This is a genomic window from Novosphingobium aquae (assembly GCF_037572715.1).
Lineage (GTDB): Bacteria > Pseudomonadota > Alphaproteobacteria > Sphingomonadales > Sphingomonadaceae > Novosphingobium > Novosphingobium aquae.
In genome coordinates, this window is record NZ_JBBHJY010000006.1 from 236076 (window position 1) to 254627 (window position 18552).

Annotated in this window: 12 protein-coding genes; 2 read left to right on the forward strand and 10 right to left on the reverse strand. The window is 65.3% G+C overall.

Annotation, left to right across the window (positions count from 1 at the left end; translation table 11 throughout):
• Positions 1 to 13 precede the first annotated feature (13 nt).
• Positions 14 to 799: a LysR family transcriptional regulator gene (locus WG900_RS13240; protein WP_339967712.1), complete on the forward strand. Its 786-nt coding sequence runs from the start codon at positions 14 to 16 to the stop codon at positions 797 to 799.
• A 3-nt stretch (positions 800 to 802) separates the two neighbouring features.
• Here the strand turns inward: WG900_RS13240 and WG900_RS13245 are convergent, their stop codons facing one another.
• The 9 genes from WG900_RS13245 to WG900_RS13285 all read right to left on the reverse strand — a co-directional run bounded on the left by WG900_RS13245 (position 803) and on the right by WG900_RS13285 (position 14591).
• Positions 803 to 2107, reverse strand: coding sequence for a metal-dependent hydrolase family protein (locus tag WG900_RS13245; RefSeq protein ID WP_339967713.1), 1305 nt, complete (start codon positions 2105 to 2107; stop codon positions 803 to 805).
• A gap of 81 nt (positions 2108 to 2188) precedes the next feature.
• Entirely contained in the window at positions 2189 to 2959 is a 771-nt protein-coding gene (locus WG900_RS13250) for an SDR family NAD(P)-dependent oxidoreductase (RefSeq protein WP_339967714.1), read from the reverse strand.
• Entirely contained in the window at positions 2952 to 3425 is a 474-nt protein-coding gene (locus tag WG900_RS13255; RefSeq protein ID WP_339967715.1) for a VOC family protein, read from the reverse strand. The genes WG900_RS13250 and WG900_RS13255 overlap by 8 nt, the downstream gene beginning before the upstream one ends.
• A gap of 97 nt (positions 3426 to 3522) precedes the next feature.
• Positions 3523 to 5511, reverse strand: coding sequence for an alpha/beta hydrolase family protein (locus WG900_RS13260; protein ID WP_339967716.1), 1989 nt, complete (start codon positions 5509 to 5511; stop codon positions 3523 to 3525).
• Between the two features lie 66 nt (positions 5512 to 5577).
• Complete coding sequence (locus tag WG900_RS13265; protein ID WP_339967717.1) at positions 5578 to 5850, reverse strand: glycine zipper 2TM domain-containing protein; 273 nt, start codon at positions 5848 to 5850, stop codon at positions 5578 to 5580.
• 122 nt (positions 5851 to 5972) lie between these two features.
• Positions 5973 to 8084 carry a TonB-dependent receptor gene (locus tag WG900_RS13270; protein ID WP_339967719.1) on the reverse strand — a complete coding sequence of 704 codons (2112 nt, stop codon included), beginning with the start codon at positions 8082 to 8084 and terminating at the stop codon, positions 5973 to 5975.
• 147 nt (positions 8085 to 8231) lie between these two features.
• Positions 8232 to 11783: a hydantoinase B/oxoprolinase family protein gene (locus tag WG900_RS13275; protein ID WP_339967720.1), complete on the reverse strand. Its 3552-nt coding sequence runs from the start codon at positions 11781 to 11783 to the stop codon at positions 8232 to 8234.
• A gap of 39 nt (positions 11784 to 11822) precedes the next feature.
• Entirely contained in the window at positions 11823 to 13118 is a 1296-nt protein-coding gene (locus WG900_RS13280) for a cytochrome P450 (RefSeq protein ID WP_339967721.1), read from the reverse strand.
• Positions 13119 to 13133: 15 nt separating this feature from the next.
• Entirely contained in the window at positions 13134 to 14591 is a 1458-nt protein-coding gene (locus WG900_RS13285) for an aldehyde dehydrogenase family protein (RefSeq protein WP_339967722.1), read from the reverse strand.
• A 287-nt stretch (positions 14592 to 14878) separates the two neighbouring features.
• On the opposite strand from WG900_RS13285, the gene WG900_RS13290 reads away from it, so the two are divergent.
• On the forward strand, positions 14879 to 17416 hold the full coding sequence (locus WG900_RS13290; RefSeq protein WP_339967723.1) for a TonB-dependent receptor: 2538 nt from the start codon (positions 14879 to 14881) through the stop codon (positions 17414 to 17416).
• An 85-nt stretch (positions 17417 to 17501) separates the two neighbouring features.
• Here the strand turns inward: WG900_RS13290 and WG900_RS13295 are convergent, their stop codons facing one another.
• Positions 17502 to 18524: a phosphotransferase family protein gene (locus WG900_RS13295; RefSeq protein WP_339967724.1), complete on the reverse strand. Its 1023-nt coding sequence runs from the start codon at positions 18522 to 18524 to the stop codon at positions 17502 to 17504.
• Positions 18525 to 18552 lie beyond the last annotated feature (28 nt).

The following is an 18552-nucleotide window of genomic DNA, read 5'->3' on the forward strand; positions in this document are numbered from 1 at the left end:
TAGGGAAGTCGGCATGAAGCGCACGCACCTGCCCCTGAACGCCCTGCGCGTGTTCGATGCTGCCGCACGACACTTGTCGTTCACCCGCGCGGCAGACGAACTGGCGGTCACTCCGGCAGCGGTCGGCCAGCAGATCCGCGCGCTTGAAGACCTGCTCGGCGTCGTCCTGTTCCGCCGCACCAGCAAGGGGCTGGAACTCACGGACGAGGCGACGGCGGGTCTGGAGGCGCTGCGTTCGGGCTTCCTTCAGTTCGAGGATGCGGTTCAGGCCATGCAGGCGGGTCAGGCCAGCCACGTCTACACCATCGCCGCACCGCGTGATTTTCTGGCGGTCTGGCTCGCACCGCGCCTCGCCGCGTTCCGCGCCGGCAATCCCGAAGTGCGCTATGTCCTGCTTGATGGCGAGGACATCGATTTCACCGAATCGAATCTCGATCTCGCCGTGCGCTGGACCGAGGGTCCGGGCGATCTCGAAGGGATCCAGCTCGGATCGGCGGAACGCGTGATCGTTGGCGAAGGCCCGTGGATCACCTGGCCCGGCGATCCGGCGCCGCAGGGTGAGGGCGATGAGGAACCGCCGGTCCATGTCGGTGATGCCGGCTTGGCACTGGCATCGGCAGCAGCAGGCCTGGGCAAGGCCCGCGTCCCCGCACTGCTCGCCCGCGAATGGCACGCGGCAGGGCGCATCGCGTCGCTCGGCAGCAGCGAAGACTGCCGCCGGGCCTACTGGCTCGTCGCTCCGCTGCCGCAGTGGCGGCAGAAAAAGGTCAAGGCGCTGGTCGCTGCCCTGACCTCCTGACCTTCACGGCGCGACGATCACCTCGCCGCGCGCCATCACGAATTTCACCGCTTTCAGCACTTTCACATCGGCCAGCGGATCGCCATCGACCGCAATGATGTCAGCCGCCTTGCCCGCCTCGATCGTGCCGGTTTCCTTGTCGACGCCGAGCAGTTCGGCGGCGTTGACGGTGGCGGCCTTGATCGCTTCGGCGGGCGGCATGCCGTACTTGACCAGCAGTTCGAATTCATCAGCATTGCGGCCATGCTTGGAGACGCCCGCATCGGTGCCATAGGCAATGCGCACGCCTGCCGGATAGGCGATCTGCAGCGACTTGCCGGTCACGCCGATGCGCCAGTCGATCTGCGCCTTGATCAGGGGCGGATAGGCGTTGGGATTGGCGGCAAGCCGTTCAAGGTAGCCGTTCACCGTGCTCAGCGTCGGCACGTAGAAGGTCTTGCGGTCCTTCATCAGCTTGACGATGTCGGCATCGATCATCGTGCCATGCTCGATCGAATCCGCGCCGGCAGCCACGGCGAGCCGGATGCCTTCCGCGCCGTGCGCGTGAACCGCAACCTTGCGGCCATAGGCATGGGCCGTATCAACCAGCGCCTTTGCTTCATCCTCGAACATGCGCGTGGCAAGGCCGGTGCCGGAATTGACGCCGCCGGTGGTGGCGAACTTGATCACGTCGGCCCCGCGCCCGACCTGGCGGCGCACGGCGCGGCGGCAATCGTCGACACCGTCGCACAGGTTCTCGGTGCCGATGTGCGGGTGGACGTCATCGGCCATGCCGACGCGCGAATCCATGTGACCGCCTGTTGTGGAAATCGATTCGCCGGCATCGATGATGCGCGGGCCCGTCAGGTAACCGCGCTTGATCGCATCCTTGAGCGCCAGCACCTTGCCATCGGAATCGCCGAGGTTGCGCACGGTCGTAAATCCCGCACGCAAGGTCTTCATCCCGTTCCAGTAGGTTTCATAGGCATTCAGCGGCAGACTGTCGGTGCCCCAGGCGGCGATGCCCTCGTTACCGGCGCGGTCGGAGGACAAGTGGGTGTGGCTATCGATCAGGCCGGGCAGCACGGTGCGGCCCTTGAGGTCGATGGTCTTCACGCCTTCGGGCGCGGGCACATAGCCGTCGCGCAGGCCCGTGATCCGTCCGGCCTCGACCATGATCGTCGTCGCGCCGCGCGGCGCTTGCCCGGGCACGGCGATGACCCGTCCGGCGTGGATATAGGTCGTCGCGGTCGGCGCGGTTTGCGCCAGCGCGGCAGCTGGCATAGTAGCGAAGCAGGCCAGCGCCAGTCGGGTGGTTGTACGGATCATGCGGTTTGGTGCTCCGAAAAGAGGTTGCTGGCGCAACCTTATCGAGCCGCCCGGACGCGGGCAACCGTCGCTCCTCGTTGTTCAGACCTTCTGTGCCCGCGCCAGGATATTGGCGGCTGTCGTCACCAGGCCGCCATTGGCCGGAATCGTTGCGCCGGTCAGCCAACGTGCTTCGTCGCTGGCGAGGAAGGCAACGACATCGGCGATATCGGCAGGTTCGCCCAGCCGGCCAAGAGCGGTCCACGGCGGGACGGCATCAGGCCATGACTGGCCGGCAATCATCTCGGTCCGGGTACAGCCGGGAGCGACCGAATTGCAGGTGATTCCGCGCGCGCCCACTTCCTGGGCGAGGCAACGGATAAAGGCTTCGGCCCCTGCTTTCGCCGCCGCACCGATCGAGACACCGGGAGCAGGATGGATCGCCATGCCTGAAGAAATGAAGATGACCCGGCCGTGCAGGCTCTGCGTCAGCCGGGCATATTCGCTGGCGGCAAGGATCGTGGCCCGCAGGTTCAGGGAGAGGACGCGGTCGATCGTATTGATCGGCTGGTCAACCGCCAGACCACCGCTGCCGCCACCGGCGTTGAGCACGAGAATATCGAGTTCGCCGTGGAGGGCATGGGCCTGCCGGACAATCTCCGCAGCCTTGTCCCCCTCGGCGAGGTCGCCGGCTACGACACGCCCGTCCAGCTCTGTGGCAAGCTGCTCTGCGCGGCCGAGCGATTGGCGTGCATGGACAATGACCCGCGCGCCGTCCGCCGCCAGCCGCCGCGCGATCGCCGCGCCGATCCCGCGCGACGAGCCGGTAACCAGCGCCACCCGCCCGGCAAGCCGCCCAGCGGAATCACGCACCGGTCTTGGCCGCGTCCTTCAGCTCCATGCCATTGCCCGGCATGCATTGCTGCAGCTCGATCAGGTTGCCTTCGGGATCGCGGCAATAGAGCGTGCGGACGTGGCCCATGTCGACCCAGTTCTTGTCGCCAACCTGCAGGCCGGCTGCGATCAGGCGCGGGAAATCCTCCTCGATATTGTCGGTATCGATGCAGATGTGGGTATAGCCCTTGTCCGCCGCGGTCAGCGCCTGCGTATTACGCGGGGCGGGCTGGGCGTACTGGAACAGCTCGATATAGCAGGTGCCCGATCGCATCATCGCGCCCTTGGCGACTGAGTCTTCGAGGTCGACGATATAGTCTAGCTTGTCCTCGTTCGCCCAGTCGAACTCACCGACCATCTCGAAACCGAGTGCGTCAGTGTAAAACGCGATCATCTTGGCGATGTCGTGGCAATGGATGCCGACATGGTGGATTCCGCGGATCATCGTGCTCTCCCGAAGCGTTTCTCGCAGCAGTTATCGCGAGCCGCTTCGGGGAGCGCAATGGACTGGCCCAGCAAGCCGCTTGCCTGCCGGGGAACAATCAGTCAGCCGGATTGTGCTTCGCAAGGAACGTGTCGAGCGCGGTGAGCCACTTTTCGGTCTCCTTGCTGCTTTCGAAGCTGTGGCCGACCCCTTCGAGGACGACCGGTTCGACCGGCACGCCAGCCTTCACCGCCGCCTCGCGCATTTCCTTGAACTGGCTGAAGGGCACGCGGCTGTCCTTGGTACCGTGGACCAGCAGCAGCGGACGGGTCAGCCTGCCGACCTGCTTCGCCGGTGAAACGAGATCGACGTTGAACGTGCCTTCCTCGCCGCCGCGCACCTGCCGGCTCCACTTGCGGCGCTCCTTGGGATCGGATTCGAAGCGGTTGGTATAGCCGACCTGCCGCTGCCAGTTCATCACCCCGGCAAAGCTGGCGGCGCAGCGATAGCGTTCCGGGTTGCGGATCGCGCCCCATGCAGCGGCATAACCGCCATAGCTGGACCCGACGATGCACACGCGCTTGGCATCGACCAGGCCTTCCTTGACGAGGTGGTCCATCCCGTCATCCAGGTCGTCCTGCATGGCGCGGCCAATCTGGCCTTCGCCAAGGCCGGCAAACCCCTCGCCATAGCCTTCGGAACCCCGGTAATTCGGTTGCAGCACGGCGTATCCGCGATTGGCGAGGAGCTGCACCTCGTCATCGTATTGCAGCTTGTCACGCACCCAGTATGGTCCGCCATGGGGCAGCACGATCAGCGGCAGTCCTTTCGGTTCGCGGCCGACTGGCAGGGTGAGGTAGGCGCGGATCGAAACCTTGTCGCGCGCCTTGTAGTCAATCGCCTTGGGTCGGGCGAGCTTGCGGGGGTCAAGATCGGGCCGCATCCTTGCCAGCTCCTCAAGGCGCCGGGTCGACAGATCATAGATGTACAGGGTGCCGGGATCGCCGGCATGCGATTGCCACACCAGCATCCGCGAATTGTCCTTCGCGCGCGATCCGATGATCGCCTCGCTGCCGGGCAAGGCCCTGTTGAGCGAGTTTTGGATCGCCTTCATTTTCGGATCGACCCAGGCGATCCGGTCGGCATCGTCGGTGTAATAGACGGCCTTGAGCTTGTTATCGTCGTCGAGATCGAAATCGGTGATGTCTGAACCCGGTTGGGCGAAGACCGTGTCACCGGTGGTGCGCGTGCCATAGTCCGCGGAAGCCACGACCGCGCGGTTTTCAAGATTGCGCTCAATGACATAGCCGGAATTCGAACCGGCGAAGATGCGCATCACGTCCCACGACTTCTGCTCCCAGTCCTTGCTGGTCATCTTGATCGTTTCGCGCAGTTTTTCTTCGGGCTTGGTCCGGTAGAGCACCTTTACCGAACCGGGAGCATAGACAAAGGCCATGCGGATATTGCCCTTGTCATCCGCATACCAGTCCCACGCGCCGGGGATCGGCTTCTGGATCTCGCGGCCTGCCTTGCGTGCCGTCTCGTCGAGTGGAAAGGTCCAGACTGAGGGGTATTCGTAGATCGATCGCTGCAGAGCGAGCAGGAGGTGGCCACCCTCGGGATCGACATAAAGCACGTCGTCCCCAACGATCCCCATCTGCGCAGGACCGATATAATTCGTCTTGCCCGTGACGACATTGGAGACGATCAGCCGCGTATAGCGCACTTCCTCCATGTCGATTGTCGTCGTGTGGCTGAGCGACATCATCACCTTGTCGTTCCCGGCCCAGCGGAACCACTTGAGTTCCTGCTTGCCATCGAAGGTGAAAGTGAACTGGCTCTGGCGGGTCATCGGGTCAGTGACAACCAGCATCAGCAGTTCTTTGTGCATGGTGGTGAACGCCAGGCGCTTGCCGTTCGGCGAAAGCTTGGCGCTGCGGACGGCATCGGATCCGGCAAAGGCCTTGATCGGGAAGCGCTCCGGGCGCTCGGCCGGGCGCTGGACGGTGGCGGCAGGCTTGGTGTTATCCTGCGCTTGGGCCGGCACCAGCGGCGCAGCATTGATCAAAACGGCGAACCATGCCGCCAGCAGACGTCGTAAAATCATGAAGCCTTTCCCCTGGTTGCAGGGGAAAGGCTAAGCTACGGACGTCAAAAGGGAAAGAAGTAAGTTTTAGCGGCGACGGCCGCAGTTGCGGTTATACTTCTTGCGGGCGATTTCGTGGCCGGCAACGCCGCCAACGCCTGCACCGATCACCGTGCCGGTGGTGCGGTTGCCGCGGCCGCCGATAACATGGCCAAGCACGCCGCCGGCGACTGCGCCAACGACTGCACCTTCGGTCTTGGTCAGGCGCTTGCAGGCGCGGGCTTCAGCTGTGCTGGCCGTGCCGAGGGTAAGCGCCATGGCCGCCATTGCGACCGCTGCCTTTTGAATTCCGAAAGTCATGGTGATGCTCCTGTTTTTTGTGATTTCGCCGCTCAAACGCATGAAAGCGCCGCTCGGCATGAACAGGAGATGGCGATTGCGCCGAAGCGAGCCCTAGCCAGGGCAGGCCGCACCAAATGCCTTCAGGTGCTGCTGCCTCCAAAGGTGCGGTTGATCGAGAAGGTCACACTGGCATGGGCGTCGCGGTGGCGAAACTCGGTGATGAAGGGCACCGGGTTGCTCCGGTTCGGAGAATAGAACGTCCGCATCCGCTGTCCGGCCCCGTCGAGCGCATTATCGACATCAAAGCGCAACGTTGTGCGCTTGTCGGGACGATATTCGGCAAAAACGGAGACGAAGGGCTTTTCGTTGATCAACACGTCGAGCTCGTCGGTGCGGTAAAAGGCGAAGCTGCTGCGGTGGTTCCATGTCGCGCCGTAGGACCATTTCGCCAGGTCGCGGCGCAGCTCGATGCGGTAATCCCATTCGGGCCAGAACCCGCTCCACGCGCGGATCTGGCCGGTGAGCGGATCGCGCACCTTGGTGTCCTGCACTCCGCCTTCGAACTTCAGCCGTGTCGCCTTGAGTCCGAGCTTGTCGAGCGGGGCATCAAATGTGAAACGCGCGAACCTGCGGGTGCCATTGCCGAGGTTGCCCGGTGCATCGAAGCCGTCAGGCGTCAGCACGCGGTCCTGCAACTGGCTGACCCAGTCATGCCCCAGCACCAGCTTGACCAGCCCGCGCCCCAGCACCGGCCGTTCGACCGTCAGCCGCGCTTCCCACGAACTTTGCGGCTTGAGATCGGCATTGCCGCCGTTGAAGCGCCCGTTGGCCAGTTCGGCTGACGAGATAAAGTCATAGAAATCGAGCTGCGCCGCCTCGTGCCGGAGCGAGGCCTGAACGTGCCAGCCGGACTTGTCCTTCCAGTCGAGTGTCATACCCGGCTTGAAGAAACTGACCACACGCTTGGCCGAGGTATCGCCGCCAACCGTCAGGCGCGAGGTTTCATAAGCGAAGGACGTATCGAGCCGTAGGGCGTTGGAAAGCTGACGGCCAAGGTTGAGGTAGGTCTCGGCGCGCACTTCATCGACCGTGGCGAAATCGATCGGCAGGTCGATGCGGTTGCGCGCGCCGCCAGCACCGAGCAGGTAAAGCTCGGTCGCGTTCTGCAGCTTGTTGTAGGCCAGTTCGGTCCCTGCCTCGGCGGAGAAGCCCAGAACCGAGGGGTGAGTCCAGCTCAGCCGGCCCAGCGCCTCGTCATAGCGGGCGACCTGGATCTGTTCGTAGCCGCCGATCGTCGCACCGCCGACGCGGTTGAACGAGGCATCGTAATTGTCGCGCTCACGCCGGTTGGCCAGCGCAACAAACTTGATCGCGCCGCCCGCCAGAGGCCGGGTGACATCGCCGCCGATCTCATAGCCGGTGTTCCGGTAATCCTGCGTCAGCCGGTCATCGCGCACCTGCCCGCCGGTCGGGGTGACGTGGTTGGTCTGGAACAGGGTGAAGTGGCTGGGGGCATAGCGCAGGTTGAGGTGCGCCGAGCGATTGGTGCCGCCCTCGTGCGACCATGCCGCCGAGACGAAGGGGTTGCGCTCGTCGATGGTGTTGACCTTGTCGCGCAGTTCCAGCCGCGTCCCGTCGCTGGCCCGGCGAATGTCGTCATAGCCCACCTCGACATTGGCGCCGCGCCCAAGGCCGCCTGAAAGGTTGAAGGTGGAGGCCCCGCTGCGGATCAGCGCCGATGCTTCGACAATCGGGATCGCGGTGCCATCGTGCAGCCGGGTCGCGCCCACCTTGACGTTGCCGTCGAACCCGCCTTCGCGGCGCAGCACGACGTTGAGCACCTGGCTCTTGCCGGCATAGTCTGACCCGTAGAGGTCGCCCGGGCTGACTTCCACACGCAGCACCTGCCGCGCGGGAATTCGGGCGAGCATCGCGCCAAGCGTCTCTGTCTTGGAAGAAGGCCGCGCGCCGTTGACCACGATATTGCCCGCCGCGCCGGAAAAGCCGCGCACTTCGGTGTTGGTCTCTTCCAGCACGAAACCGGGCACGCGGCGCACGATATCGAGCGCGTTTGAAGGCGCGAACTGGGCGAAATAGTCGGGCTGGTAGACCGTGCTGCGGCCTTGTTCTGCCTGCGCCGGAGCCACGCCTTCGGCATTGTCTTCGGCCCACGCGGGCGCGGTAAAAGCCAGAGCGGCGACAAGTGCGAATCCGCGATGGAGCGGCAGGGCCGCGGGGCATAGAGATTTCATAAAAAAGGCTTTTCCGCTTCCCAAAACCGATACCGGGAAGCTTGCGGAGGTTTCCCCCGCGATGCGCGCCCGAACAGGTGCCCCTCCTGCACGGACGGCGTTAGGCGCGGGGTGGCTGCTGGGCTATCCGCTATCGATGAAAGGCGCTTACCCGCCGACCAAGGGTGGTCCGTAGCCGCCGCCGCCGGGAGTCTCGATGACCACGGCATCGCCAGGGGCAACCTGCGCTTCATCGGTGCCGCCAAAGGGATCGATGCGGCCATCGGCGCGCTCGATCCATTGCCGCCCGCAGGCCGCATCGCCGCCGCCGGACAGCCCGAAAGGCGCAACCTTGCGGCTGGAGGAAACCAGCGTGACGGTCATGCCCTCAAGGAAGCGCAGCTTGCGGCGCACGCCGTCACCGCCGGGCCATTGGCCCTTGCCGCCTGACCCGCGCCGGACGGAGAATTCCTCCAGCCGCACCGGCAGGCGCAGTTCGAGCACTTCGGGATCGGTGATGCGGGTGTTGGTCATGTGGGTGTGCACCGGCCCGGCCCCGGCGAACCCCGGCCCCGCACCGGCGCCGCCGCAGATCGTCTCGTAATACTGGTGGCGCGCATTGCCGAACAGGAAGTTGTTCATCGTCCCCTGCCCGGCGCAGAGCGCACCCAGCGCGCCGAACACGGCATTGGTGATCGCCTGGCTGACCTCGGTATTGCCCGCCACCACCGCCCGGCCTGTTGCTGGCGAAAGGAAGGTGCCGGCGGGGATGACGATCTCCAGCGGGCGCAGGCAACCTTCGTTAAGCGGCAGGGCATCGCCGGTCAGGCAGCGGAAGGCATAGAGCACGGCGGCGCGGGTCACGGCGGGCGGCGCGTTGAAATTGCCCGCGCGCTCAGCACTGGTGCCGGTGAAATCGATGCGGGCCGAACGCGCCGCGTGGTCGAGCGTAACCGCCACTTCGATCGATCCGCCCTGATCCGCGGGCAGGCTGAAAAGCCCGTCCGCCAGCCGGTTGATCACGCGGCGCACGCTTTCCTCGGCGTTATCCATGACATGGCCCATGTAGGCGAGCACGCAGGGCCAGCCCCAGCGTGCCACCAGCGCGGCAATCTCACGCGCGCCGGTGGCATTGGCGGCAAGCTGGGCCTTGATATCGGCCACGTTCATGTCGGGATTGCGCGCGGGCCATGCGCCGGTTGCCAGAACGGCGCGGAATTCGTCTTCAAGGAACCGCCCGCCGCGCGCCAGCAGCATGGGATCGATCACCACGCCTTCTTCCTCAAGCTGCACTGAATCGGGCGGCATCGATCCCGGCGTGCGCCCGCCGATGTCGGCATGGTGCCCCCGGTTGGCGACGAAGGCGCGGATATTCTCGCCGGCATCGTCGAACACCGGCGAGACCACAGTAACGTCGGGCAGGTGCGTGCCGCCGTTGTAGGGATTGTTGAGCACCACGGCGTCACCCGGGCGCAGGTCCGCGCCGTGACTGGCGATCACTGTGCGCACCGCCTCGCCCATCGAGCCGAGATGGACCGGCAGGTGCGGCGCATTGGCGACCAGATTGCCCGCCGCGTCGAACAGCGCGCAGGAGAAATCTAGCCGCTCGCGGATATTGACGCTCGACGATGTCGCCTCAAGCACCGCGCCCATCGCTTCGGCCAGCCCCATGAACAGCTGGTTGAACAGTTCGAGCAGGACGGGATCGGGCCGCGACAGGTCGGGCAGCGCGGCGGGGGCAGCCTCGACATGGGTGAGCAGCAGCGCGCCGTTGGCCAGCACTTCGCCGCGCCAGCCGGGCTCGATCACCACGGTGCCGATGGCTTCGCGGATGAGCGACGGACCGGGGAGGATGTCGCCCCCGCCGAGCGCGTCCCGGTCGAACACCGGCGCCTGCCATTCGCGCTCGCCGGTCCACAGCGAGACATGATCGATCGGTGCGGCGCTGGTGCCCTTGGGGAGTGCCGGGCGGCGCAGGTCGGGTCCGGGTTCGACTGCCTCGACTGCGAGCTCAGCCACGACCAGCGCGCGTTCGGGTGTGACAAAGCCGAAGCGGCGCTGATGCGCTTCCTCGAAGGCCGCGCGCATCGCTTCGACCTCGTCCAGCGGCACGCCGAGCGCCACATCAGTGCCTTCGTAGCGCAGGTGGACGGTCGCGGTGGCCGTGGCGGCGGGATCGAGACCCGCGCGCGCGTCTGCCTCCAGTGCGGCAAGGCGGGGGGCAAGGTCGCTTCCCAGCGGCAGTTCAAGCGCCGCCTGCCGGATCGCCGAGCGTTGTGACAGCCCGATGCCATAGGCCGAGAGCACGCCGGCCAGCGGATCGACGAGCACGCGGGTCATGCCCAGTTCCTCGGCCACGCGGCAGGCGTGCTGCCCGCCCGCGCCGCCGAAGCATTGCAGGGTGAAGCCGCCGGCATTCTCGCCGCGCGACAAGGCGGTGCGCTTGATCGCGGCGGCCATGGTTGCGACGGCGATGGTGAGGAACCCCTCCGCCAGTTCGCGCGGCGGGCGGCCGGCGGCCCGCGCCAGATCATCGAACTTCGCGGCGACGGCATCGGCGTCGAGCGGTTCGTTGCCGGCCGGGCCGAACACGGCGGGGAAATGGGCGGGCTGGATCTTGCCGCAAAGCACATTGGCATCGGTCACCGTCAGCGGCCCGCCGCGCCGGTATGCAGCAGGTCCCGGATTGGCACCGGCGCTTTGCGGACCTGTACGCAGCCGGGCGCCATCGAACGAGAGGATCGACCCGCCGCCCGCCGCCACGGTATCGATCGCCAGCATCGGCACGCGAAGCTCGACCCCGGCAATGCGCGTGTCATACTGGCGCTCGAAGGATCCGGCATAGAGCGCAACATCGGTGCTGGTGCCGCCCATGTCGAAAGCGATCACGCGGTCCTCGCCTGCTTCTCCGGCTGATTTGGCCGCGCCGACCACGCCGCCCGCCGGGCCTGACAGGATCGCATCCTTGGCGCGGAACTGGTCGGCTGCGGCAAGGCCTCCGTTCGATTGCATGAAGGACAGCGGCACGCCGGGAAGCTCGCCCGCGACCTGCTCGACATAGGAGCGCAGCACCGGGCCTAGATAGGCGTCAACTACCGTGGTCCGTGCCCGCGCGACAAGGCCGAGCAGGGGCGAAACTTCGTGGCTGGCCGAAACGTGGGCAAAGCCGGCCAGACGCGCCAAGGCGGCAATTCGCGCTTCGGTTTCGGGGAATTTCCACGCGTGGATCAGCGCGATGGCGCAGGTTTCCAAGCCTTCCGCGCGTTTGGCCCTGAGGGCATCCAGCAGCGCCGCTTCATCGAGCGTGTCCAGCGCCGCGCCATCTGCGCCGACACGTTTGCCCACTTCCAGAACGTCTGCGTAGAGCGGCTCGGGCAGGCGGATTTCCATGGCGAAGAGGTCGGGCCGGGTCTGGTGGCCGATGCGCAGCAAGTCGGCGTAACCGCGATCGACCAGCAGCAGGACCTTCGCGCCCTTGCGTTCGAGCAGGGCATTGGTCGCCACCGTCGTCCCGAGGCGGACTTCGGCGACCTGCTCGGGCGGGATCGGGGCATCGGCGGTAATTCCCAGCACGGCGCGGATGCTGGCGGTGGCGGCGTCGCGGTAATGCTCCGGGTTCTCGCTCAGCAGCTTGTGGGTGACGATCTCTCCGCCCGGCGCGCGCGCGACGACATCGGTGAATGTCCCGCCGCGATCGATCCAGAAGTGCCATCCGCCCATGCCGCCCCGGTGAAGCGGGCGGGCGGGGGCAAGTCAAGCTTAGTCGAGGATCACCGGCAGCGCCGTCATGCCGCGCATGTCCAGCCCGGCGAAAATCGGTTTGGGCGCTTCTGGATCGTACCGCAGCTTCGGCCAGCGATCCATCAGGCCATTGATCGCTGCGATCATCTCCTGCTTGGCGACGTCCATGCCGAGGCAGCGGTGCGGACCGAGGCCGAAGCCGAGGTGGTGCTGTTTCGGGCGGTGGATGTCAAACGCGTCCGGGCTGTCGAACATGCGCGGATCTCGGTTGGCCGCGGCGAGCCACAGGTTGACGCGGGCGCCTTCGGGGATGATCACGCCGTCCACTTCGATGTCCTGCGTCGCCACGCGGTAGAAGTTGCCCGAGGTCGCGCGCCAGCGCAGCGCCTCGTCCACGGCAGCCTCGATCAGGTTGCGGTCGGCGAGGCATTCGTCCCAGACGTCGCGGTGCGTGAGCATGGCATCGATGGTGATGCCCAGCTGCCGCCAGGTTGTGCCGCCACCGGCGAAGATCACCAGCTTGGCGAAGGAGAACAGCTCGTCCTGCGTCATCTTGCGGGTCGTGCCGTCGGGCAGCTTGATATCGTTTTCGAGCAGGCCGGAGACGACATCGTCCTGCGGGTTGGCGCGGCGCGAGGCGACCATTTCGGTGAGGATGCCATCGACCACCCTGCGCGATTCCGCGACTTCCTCGGGCGTGTGATCGCGCGCGCCGAAGCTGCTGCGGGTCAGGTGAAAGCGGAAGGCCAGTTCGTCACTGCCCTCGAGGCCAAGGCTACGGGTGACGACGAACATCGGCAGCCAGGCGCAGAGCTCAAGGTTGAGGTCGGCGCGGTCCTTGCCTTCCAGCGGGGTGAGCAGCGAAGTCACCGCCTGGTCGATCCAGTTCGGCCTCCACCAGTCCATTGTGCGCGGGCGCAGGAACAGAGGCTGGGCGACCGCGCGGTTGCGCTTGTGCTCCTTGCCGATCATTTGCAGGATCGTCGGGCCGACCTGCTTGAGACCGGGGCTTTCGGCCATGATTTCAGACGAAAAGATCAGGTTTTCGCGGAAGCCCCGCTCGCAGGCATCGAAACCCAGCAGCGTCCAGTCCTCGCGCTCGACAGTCGTGCCGCCCATGATTTCCGGCAGGCCGAGCAGGCTTCGCGGGCTGCCCTTCTGCACCGACCCCGCCTCGCGCAGGTCGTTGATCGCGTCCGAATAGTCGCGATCGGTGTCGAGCCCGGCATTGCCCGCCTGGCTGCCCACCGAGAACATCTCGATCAATCGGGCCTGCTGGTCTTCGGGCCGTTCGATGGTTTCGCTTTGTGCCATATTGCCTGACCTTGATTAGCTGAAGTTTAGGACGCTGACCTGCTGGAAGGCGCGAATGCCCTCCGGCCCGCGTTCGCGCCCCTGTCCGGAAAGCTTGATGCCGCCCATCGATGCCCAGGCGCTGGTGACGCCGTTGTTGACGTTGATCGAGCCCGACCGCATCGCTTCGCCCACCTTGACCGCCACGCGCTTGTCAGCGCCGTGGACCCAGCCGGACAGGCCGAATCTGGAATCATTGGCCATGGCAATCGCATGGTCGAGGTCGCGGTAGCCGATCACCGCGACGACCGGCCCGAAGACCTCTTCCTGCGCGGCGGGATTGGTGTTGTCAGGCAGGTCGAGCAGCGTCGGCTCGAAGTAATGTCCGCCGGGAATCCCGGTCCAGCGCTTGCCGCCGTGGACCACCTTGGCCCCCGCCGCCACGGCATCGGCAACGATGCGTTCGCAGCGGGCGACGGCGGTTTCGTTGATCACCGGGCCGGTCTCGGTCGCCGGATCATTTGCCGGGCCGATGCGGATGGCGGACAGCAGTTCCTTCGCCTTGGCGAGGACTTCGGCCTTGCTCTCCTCCGGCACGAAAATGCGGGTGCCGAGCGCGCAGCCTTGGCCGGCATGAGCGACGCAGATCACGCGCGCGTGCATCGGGGCCTTGTCGATGGAGTCGGGGAGGAAAATCTGCGCCGACTTGCCGCCGAGTTCGAGCACCAGCGGCTTCAGCGTCGGCGCGGCCTGCTGGGCGATGGCAATGCCGACTCCGACTGAGCCGGTGAACGAGACCATGTCGACGCGCGGATCGCTCGACATAAGTTGCCCGCCTTCCAGCCCGCCTTCGATCACCACGTTCAGCACGCCCGGCGGCAGACCCGCAGCTTCGCCGGCTTCGGCAAAGATCATGGCCGAGATCGGTGTCAGCGGGTTGGGCCGCAGCACGACGGTATTGCCGGTGATCAGCGCCGGGATCACTTTCCACAGCGCGGTGAACAGCGGCACGTTGTAGGCAGCGATGGCCGAGACGACGCCATGCGGCAGGTAGCGCCGGATTGACTGCATCGGCATTCCCGCCATGCCCAGCCGTTCGTGCATCGGAAGCGGATTGTCCTCGATCTCGGGCAGGCTCATGTAGACCTCGGGGATTTCGGCCGCGTGGCGCAGCGGGGTCTGGACCTGCGCAAACATGACCGAGGAGGAGAGCGGGCAGCCGGCCTCGAGCACGGCCAGTTCCTTCAACCGGTCGGCGTGGGTAGCCAACGCCTCGGCATAGCGGCGCATGATTGCGGCGCGCTCTGCGCGGGCCATGCTGCTCCAGTCCCCCTTGTCAAAAGCGCGGCGTGCGGCGGCGATGGCCTGTCCGGTCTGGCCGGGGGATAGCCCGGCAATCGTCGCCACAATGCTGCCGTCCGACGGGTTCTCGACGTCAAATGTCGCCCCTTCGCCCTTGACGAAGTGCCCGTCGATATAGCCGGCGTAGTCCATGCGTACTCCCAAGGTATTCGCAGTTTCGAAAAATAATTCGCAGTTTCCCATTTTGAGAGAGCGACGTCAATTGGCTTTGCAGTTGCGGGTGAAACCGGATCGAAGCTCCCTCCAGTCATGGCCGATTGCTCGCCTATGCAAGAGGGTCTGTGCAAAGACGCTTGACGCAGGGCCAAAGCAATGATGGTATGAGCCATCGTATTTCATAACTACCAAATTAATTGGGCCGCCAGAGCCACAGAGAACCGACGCAAGGCAAAGCCAGCGTCAACCATTGGGAGATGAAGATGAAGGCGATTTACAGGACAACTGGATCGATTCTTGCCGCCGTGCTCGCGCTGGGCATGAGCAATGCCGCGCTGGCGCAGGATGCGGGTGATGAGGAATCGGCAAATTCCGCCGCCGATATCGTTGTGACCGCCCGCCGTGTGGAAGAACGGCTTCAGGACGTTCCCATCTCGATCACCGTGTTCAACCAGGAACAGCTGAGCCAGCGCAACATCGCCGTTGCCTCTGATCTTGGCACCTACACGCCTTCGCTTTCGACCAATACGCGCTTCGGCCCGGAAAAGGCGACTTTCGCCATTCGCGGCTTCAACCAGGACGCTTCGACTGCGCCGACCGTCGGCGTCTATTTCGCCGATGTCGTCGGCACCCGCGCACAGGGCGGCACAGCGGGCGGCAACACGGTTGGCGCGGGGTCCTTCACCGACCTCCAGAACGTGCAGGTGCTGAAAGGCCCGCAAGGCACGCTGTTCGGACGCAACACCACCGGCGGCGCGATCCTGCTGGTGCCCAAGCGGCCGACCAGCGAATTCGGCGGCTACCTTGAAGGGACTTACGGCAATTACGACCAGAAGCGCGTACAAGGCGCGCTCAACATTCCGCTGGCCGAGACGTTCAAGGTGCGTTTCTCGTTCGATCGCAATGAGCGTGACGGCTATATGCGCAACCGTTCGGGGATTGGCCCGGCGGACTATAACGACGTCAACTACTTCTATGGCCGCCTCTCGATCCTTGGCGAGCTGACGCCCAACCTCGAGAACACGATCGTCGCGACCTACAGCCGGTCGAAAACCAACGGATATGCCTCGCACTATGAATTCTGCGATCCAAATGCGGCTTCACCGCTCGTTGGTGGCAGCCTGACGCGCTATTACACGTCTATTGCTGCCTGCGAGCAGATTGCCCGGCAAAAGGCGCGCGGCGATGGCCCGCTCGATGTCGAAGTCTCGGCGCAGACCCCGGGTATCAACTTGCGCATGTGGCAGGTGATCAACACCACCAAATGGGACGCGAGCGACACGCTGACGGTCAAGAACACCCTCAGCTACGGCGAATACCGCGAACAGAGCGCGTTCCAGCTCTACAGCGACAACTTCTTCGTGCCGAACAATGCGACCACCCAGTTCTTCGCGGGACGCGGTGGACCTCTGCCGGGGTCGCGCTTCCAGTACATCCAGCTGGGCACCCAGCCCGGTTATGACGCGGCATCGGGCAGCACCTGGACCGAGGAACTGCAGCTGCAAGGCCGCACTTCGGATGACCGGCTGAGCTATGTGGTCGGCGGCTACCTCGAATTCAGCCGGCCATTGGGCTGGAACCAGCAGCGCACCGGCATTTACGGCCAGTGCACCGATCCCGGCACGCTGAACTGCACCGGCGCGCTGCCGCTGGTGCCGCTGTCGGCCAGCTTCACCGCGCCAGGCGTGATCATTTCGGAATCGCGCACCCGGTTCAACTTCAACAACCACGGCGTCTTCGCGCAGGCGACCTACAAGTTCACCGACCAGCTCTCGCTGACCGGGGGCTTCCGTTACACCTTCGACACGATCGACGGCTATTCGGAATCGAACCGTTTCATCCTGGCGACGATCCCCGGCGCGGGGACCATCCCGGTCCAGCGCGTCTGCAACGACTCGCTCAGCCATCCGACGGTCAACCTGTTGGCGACACCCGACACGTCGCTCTGCGGTACGCGGATCGTTACCAAGTCGAGCAAGCCGACCTGGCTGCTCGGCGTTGATTTCAAGCCGAACGACGATATCCTGGTCTATGCCAAGTGGTCGCGCGGATACCGTCAGGGCACGGTGAACTTCACCAACCCGGGCATCGAAACGGCGGGGCCGGAAAAGGTCGATACCTATGAAGTGGGCGGCAAGTTCACCTTCGGCGGTGCGGTTCCCGGCTATTTCAACATTGCCGCGTTCTACAACAATTTCACCGACCAGCAGATCTTCGGCGCGCTGATCGCCAAGCCCACGTCGGGGCTCTCCGGCGGTGCGGCGATCATCAATGCCGGCCGGTCCCTGATCAAGGGCATTGAGGTCGATTCCGGCGTGAACCTTGGCCGGATCCTGCGCCTGTCGGTGGGCTATTCGTACCTCGATACCGAGATCAAGGAACTGATCACGCCGACGCTGGCGGCCAACAGCCCGTTCCAGCAGATCATCCCGCGCGGCGTTGTTGGCGGCGAGCTTTCCTATTCGCCGCATCACCGCCTGACGGCATCGGCCGACCTGACAATCCCGACGCCGGACGAACTGGGCAAGATCACGCTCGGCGCGATCTTCACCCATACCTCGTCGCAGCTGGTGGACGGCAACAACCGCATCCCGTCGACCAGTCTGGTCAACCTCAACGCCACCTGGGCGAACATCGGCGGCACCGGGGTCGACGTGATCGGCTTTGCCACCAACGTTACCAACGAGCTCTACCGGACCTCGTCGGGCGGCGGTTTCGAATCGTCGGGCATCGGCGACTTCATGTACGGCCCGCCGCGGATGTACGGCGTGCGCCTGCGCTTTGCCTTCGGCGGCGGCTGAACGGGCCTAGCGGCGGTCGGCTCCCTCCCAAGGCGCGACCGTTAGCTGCGGGGGACAGGAGCAATCCTGTCCCCCGTTCGCGCTTCTAGACCCCCAGCAGGCTGAAGCTGTCCAGCCGTTCAACCCCGGCGCCAAGTCTTGCGGTGAAGGCATGGATGATGGGCGGATCGACCCGGCGGGTGATCGCCCAGAGGTAGAAGCCATAGACCATCGCCTCGCGGTATTCGCGCCAGGCGGTTTCATCGTCAGCCATGGCGCAGCCGAGCGCGCGCATGTGTCCAAGATAATGGCCGAGCAGGCGGCGTTCTTCGCTGGCGGCGATCTCGACCGGCAGCGTTGCAGCAACATGGTAGGCGAGATCGAGCGCCCAACCGCCGGCCTGCAGCAATTGCCAGTCGATCAGGCCGGGGCCGGCGCTCGTGCGGAATATGTTCCCGGCATGGGCGTCGCCGTGGACGAGGAACTGCATCCGGCCCGCATCGCGCGCGGCGAGCGGGGCGAGGGCGGCGAGCAGGCGGGCGGCGTCCTTGGTGCGCGGGGCGAGCGGCACTCCGCGCGGATCGTCGAGCAGTGCCTGCAGCTGCTCAATGCTCAGGTGCGGGCGCGCGGCGAATTCGTCGATACGCCGGGTGATCCATGGCTCGCTGGCCAGCAGTCCGCGCCCGGCGTGGAGCGCGGCCAATTGCTCGAGGCTGGCGGCGGTATCGTCGGCGGTGAAGGGATCGAGCGCGGAGCAAAAAGTCGCTCCCTCGGCGATGAGGTCGCGCATGATGACGATGGCCTGCCGGGCCTCCCGGTGGATGACGCTGGTGTGCAGACTGGGCACGCGCACCGCCACCGACCCGGCCACCTTGCCGTAGAAGTCCGCCTCGCGCACCATCGTCGGTCCGCCCATGCGGGTCATTTCGTCACCGTCGAGCAGGCCTTTGAGGCACAGTGCCAGCGGCGGCGAACCGTCTGCCAGGTGCGCCACGAAGCGCGCCTTGGTGGCGACCGTGCGGATCACCTCGACCGTATCGACGCGGGCAATTTCTACCACTAGTGCCCCCGACAGCCACTCAGGCGAAAGCGCATCGGCAAGCTTTTCGGGGACCTTGGCACTCATCATGTCGGTGACTCTCCCGTCCCGGCTCGCT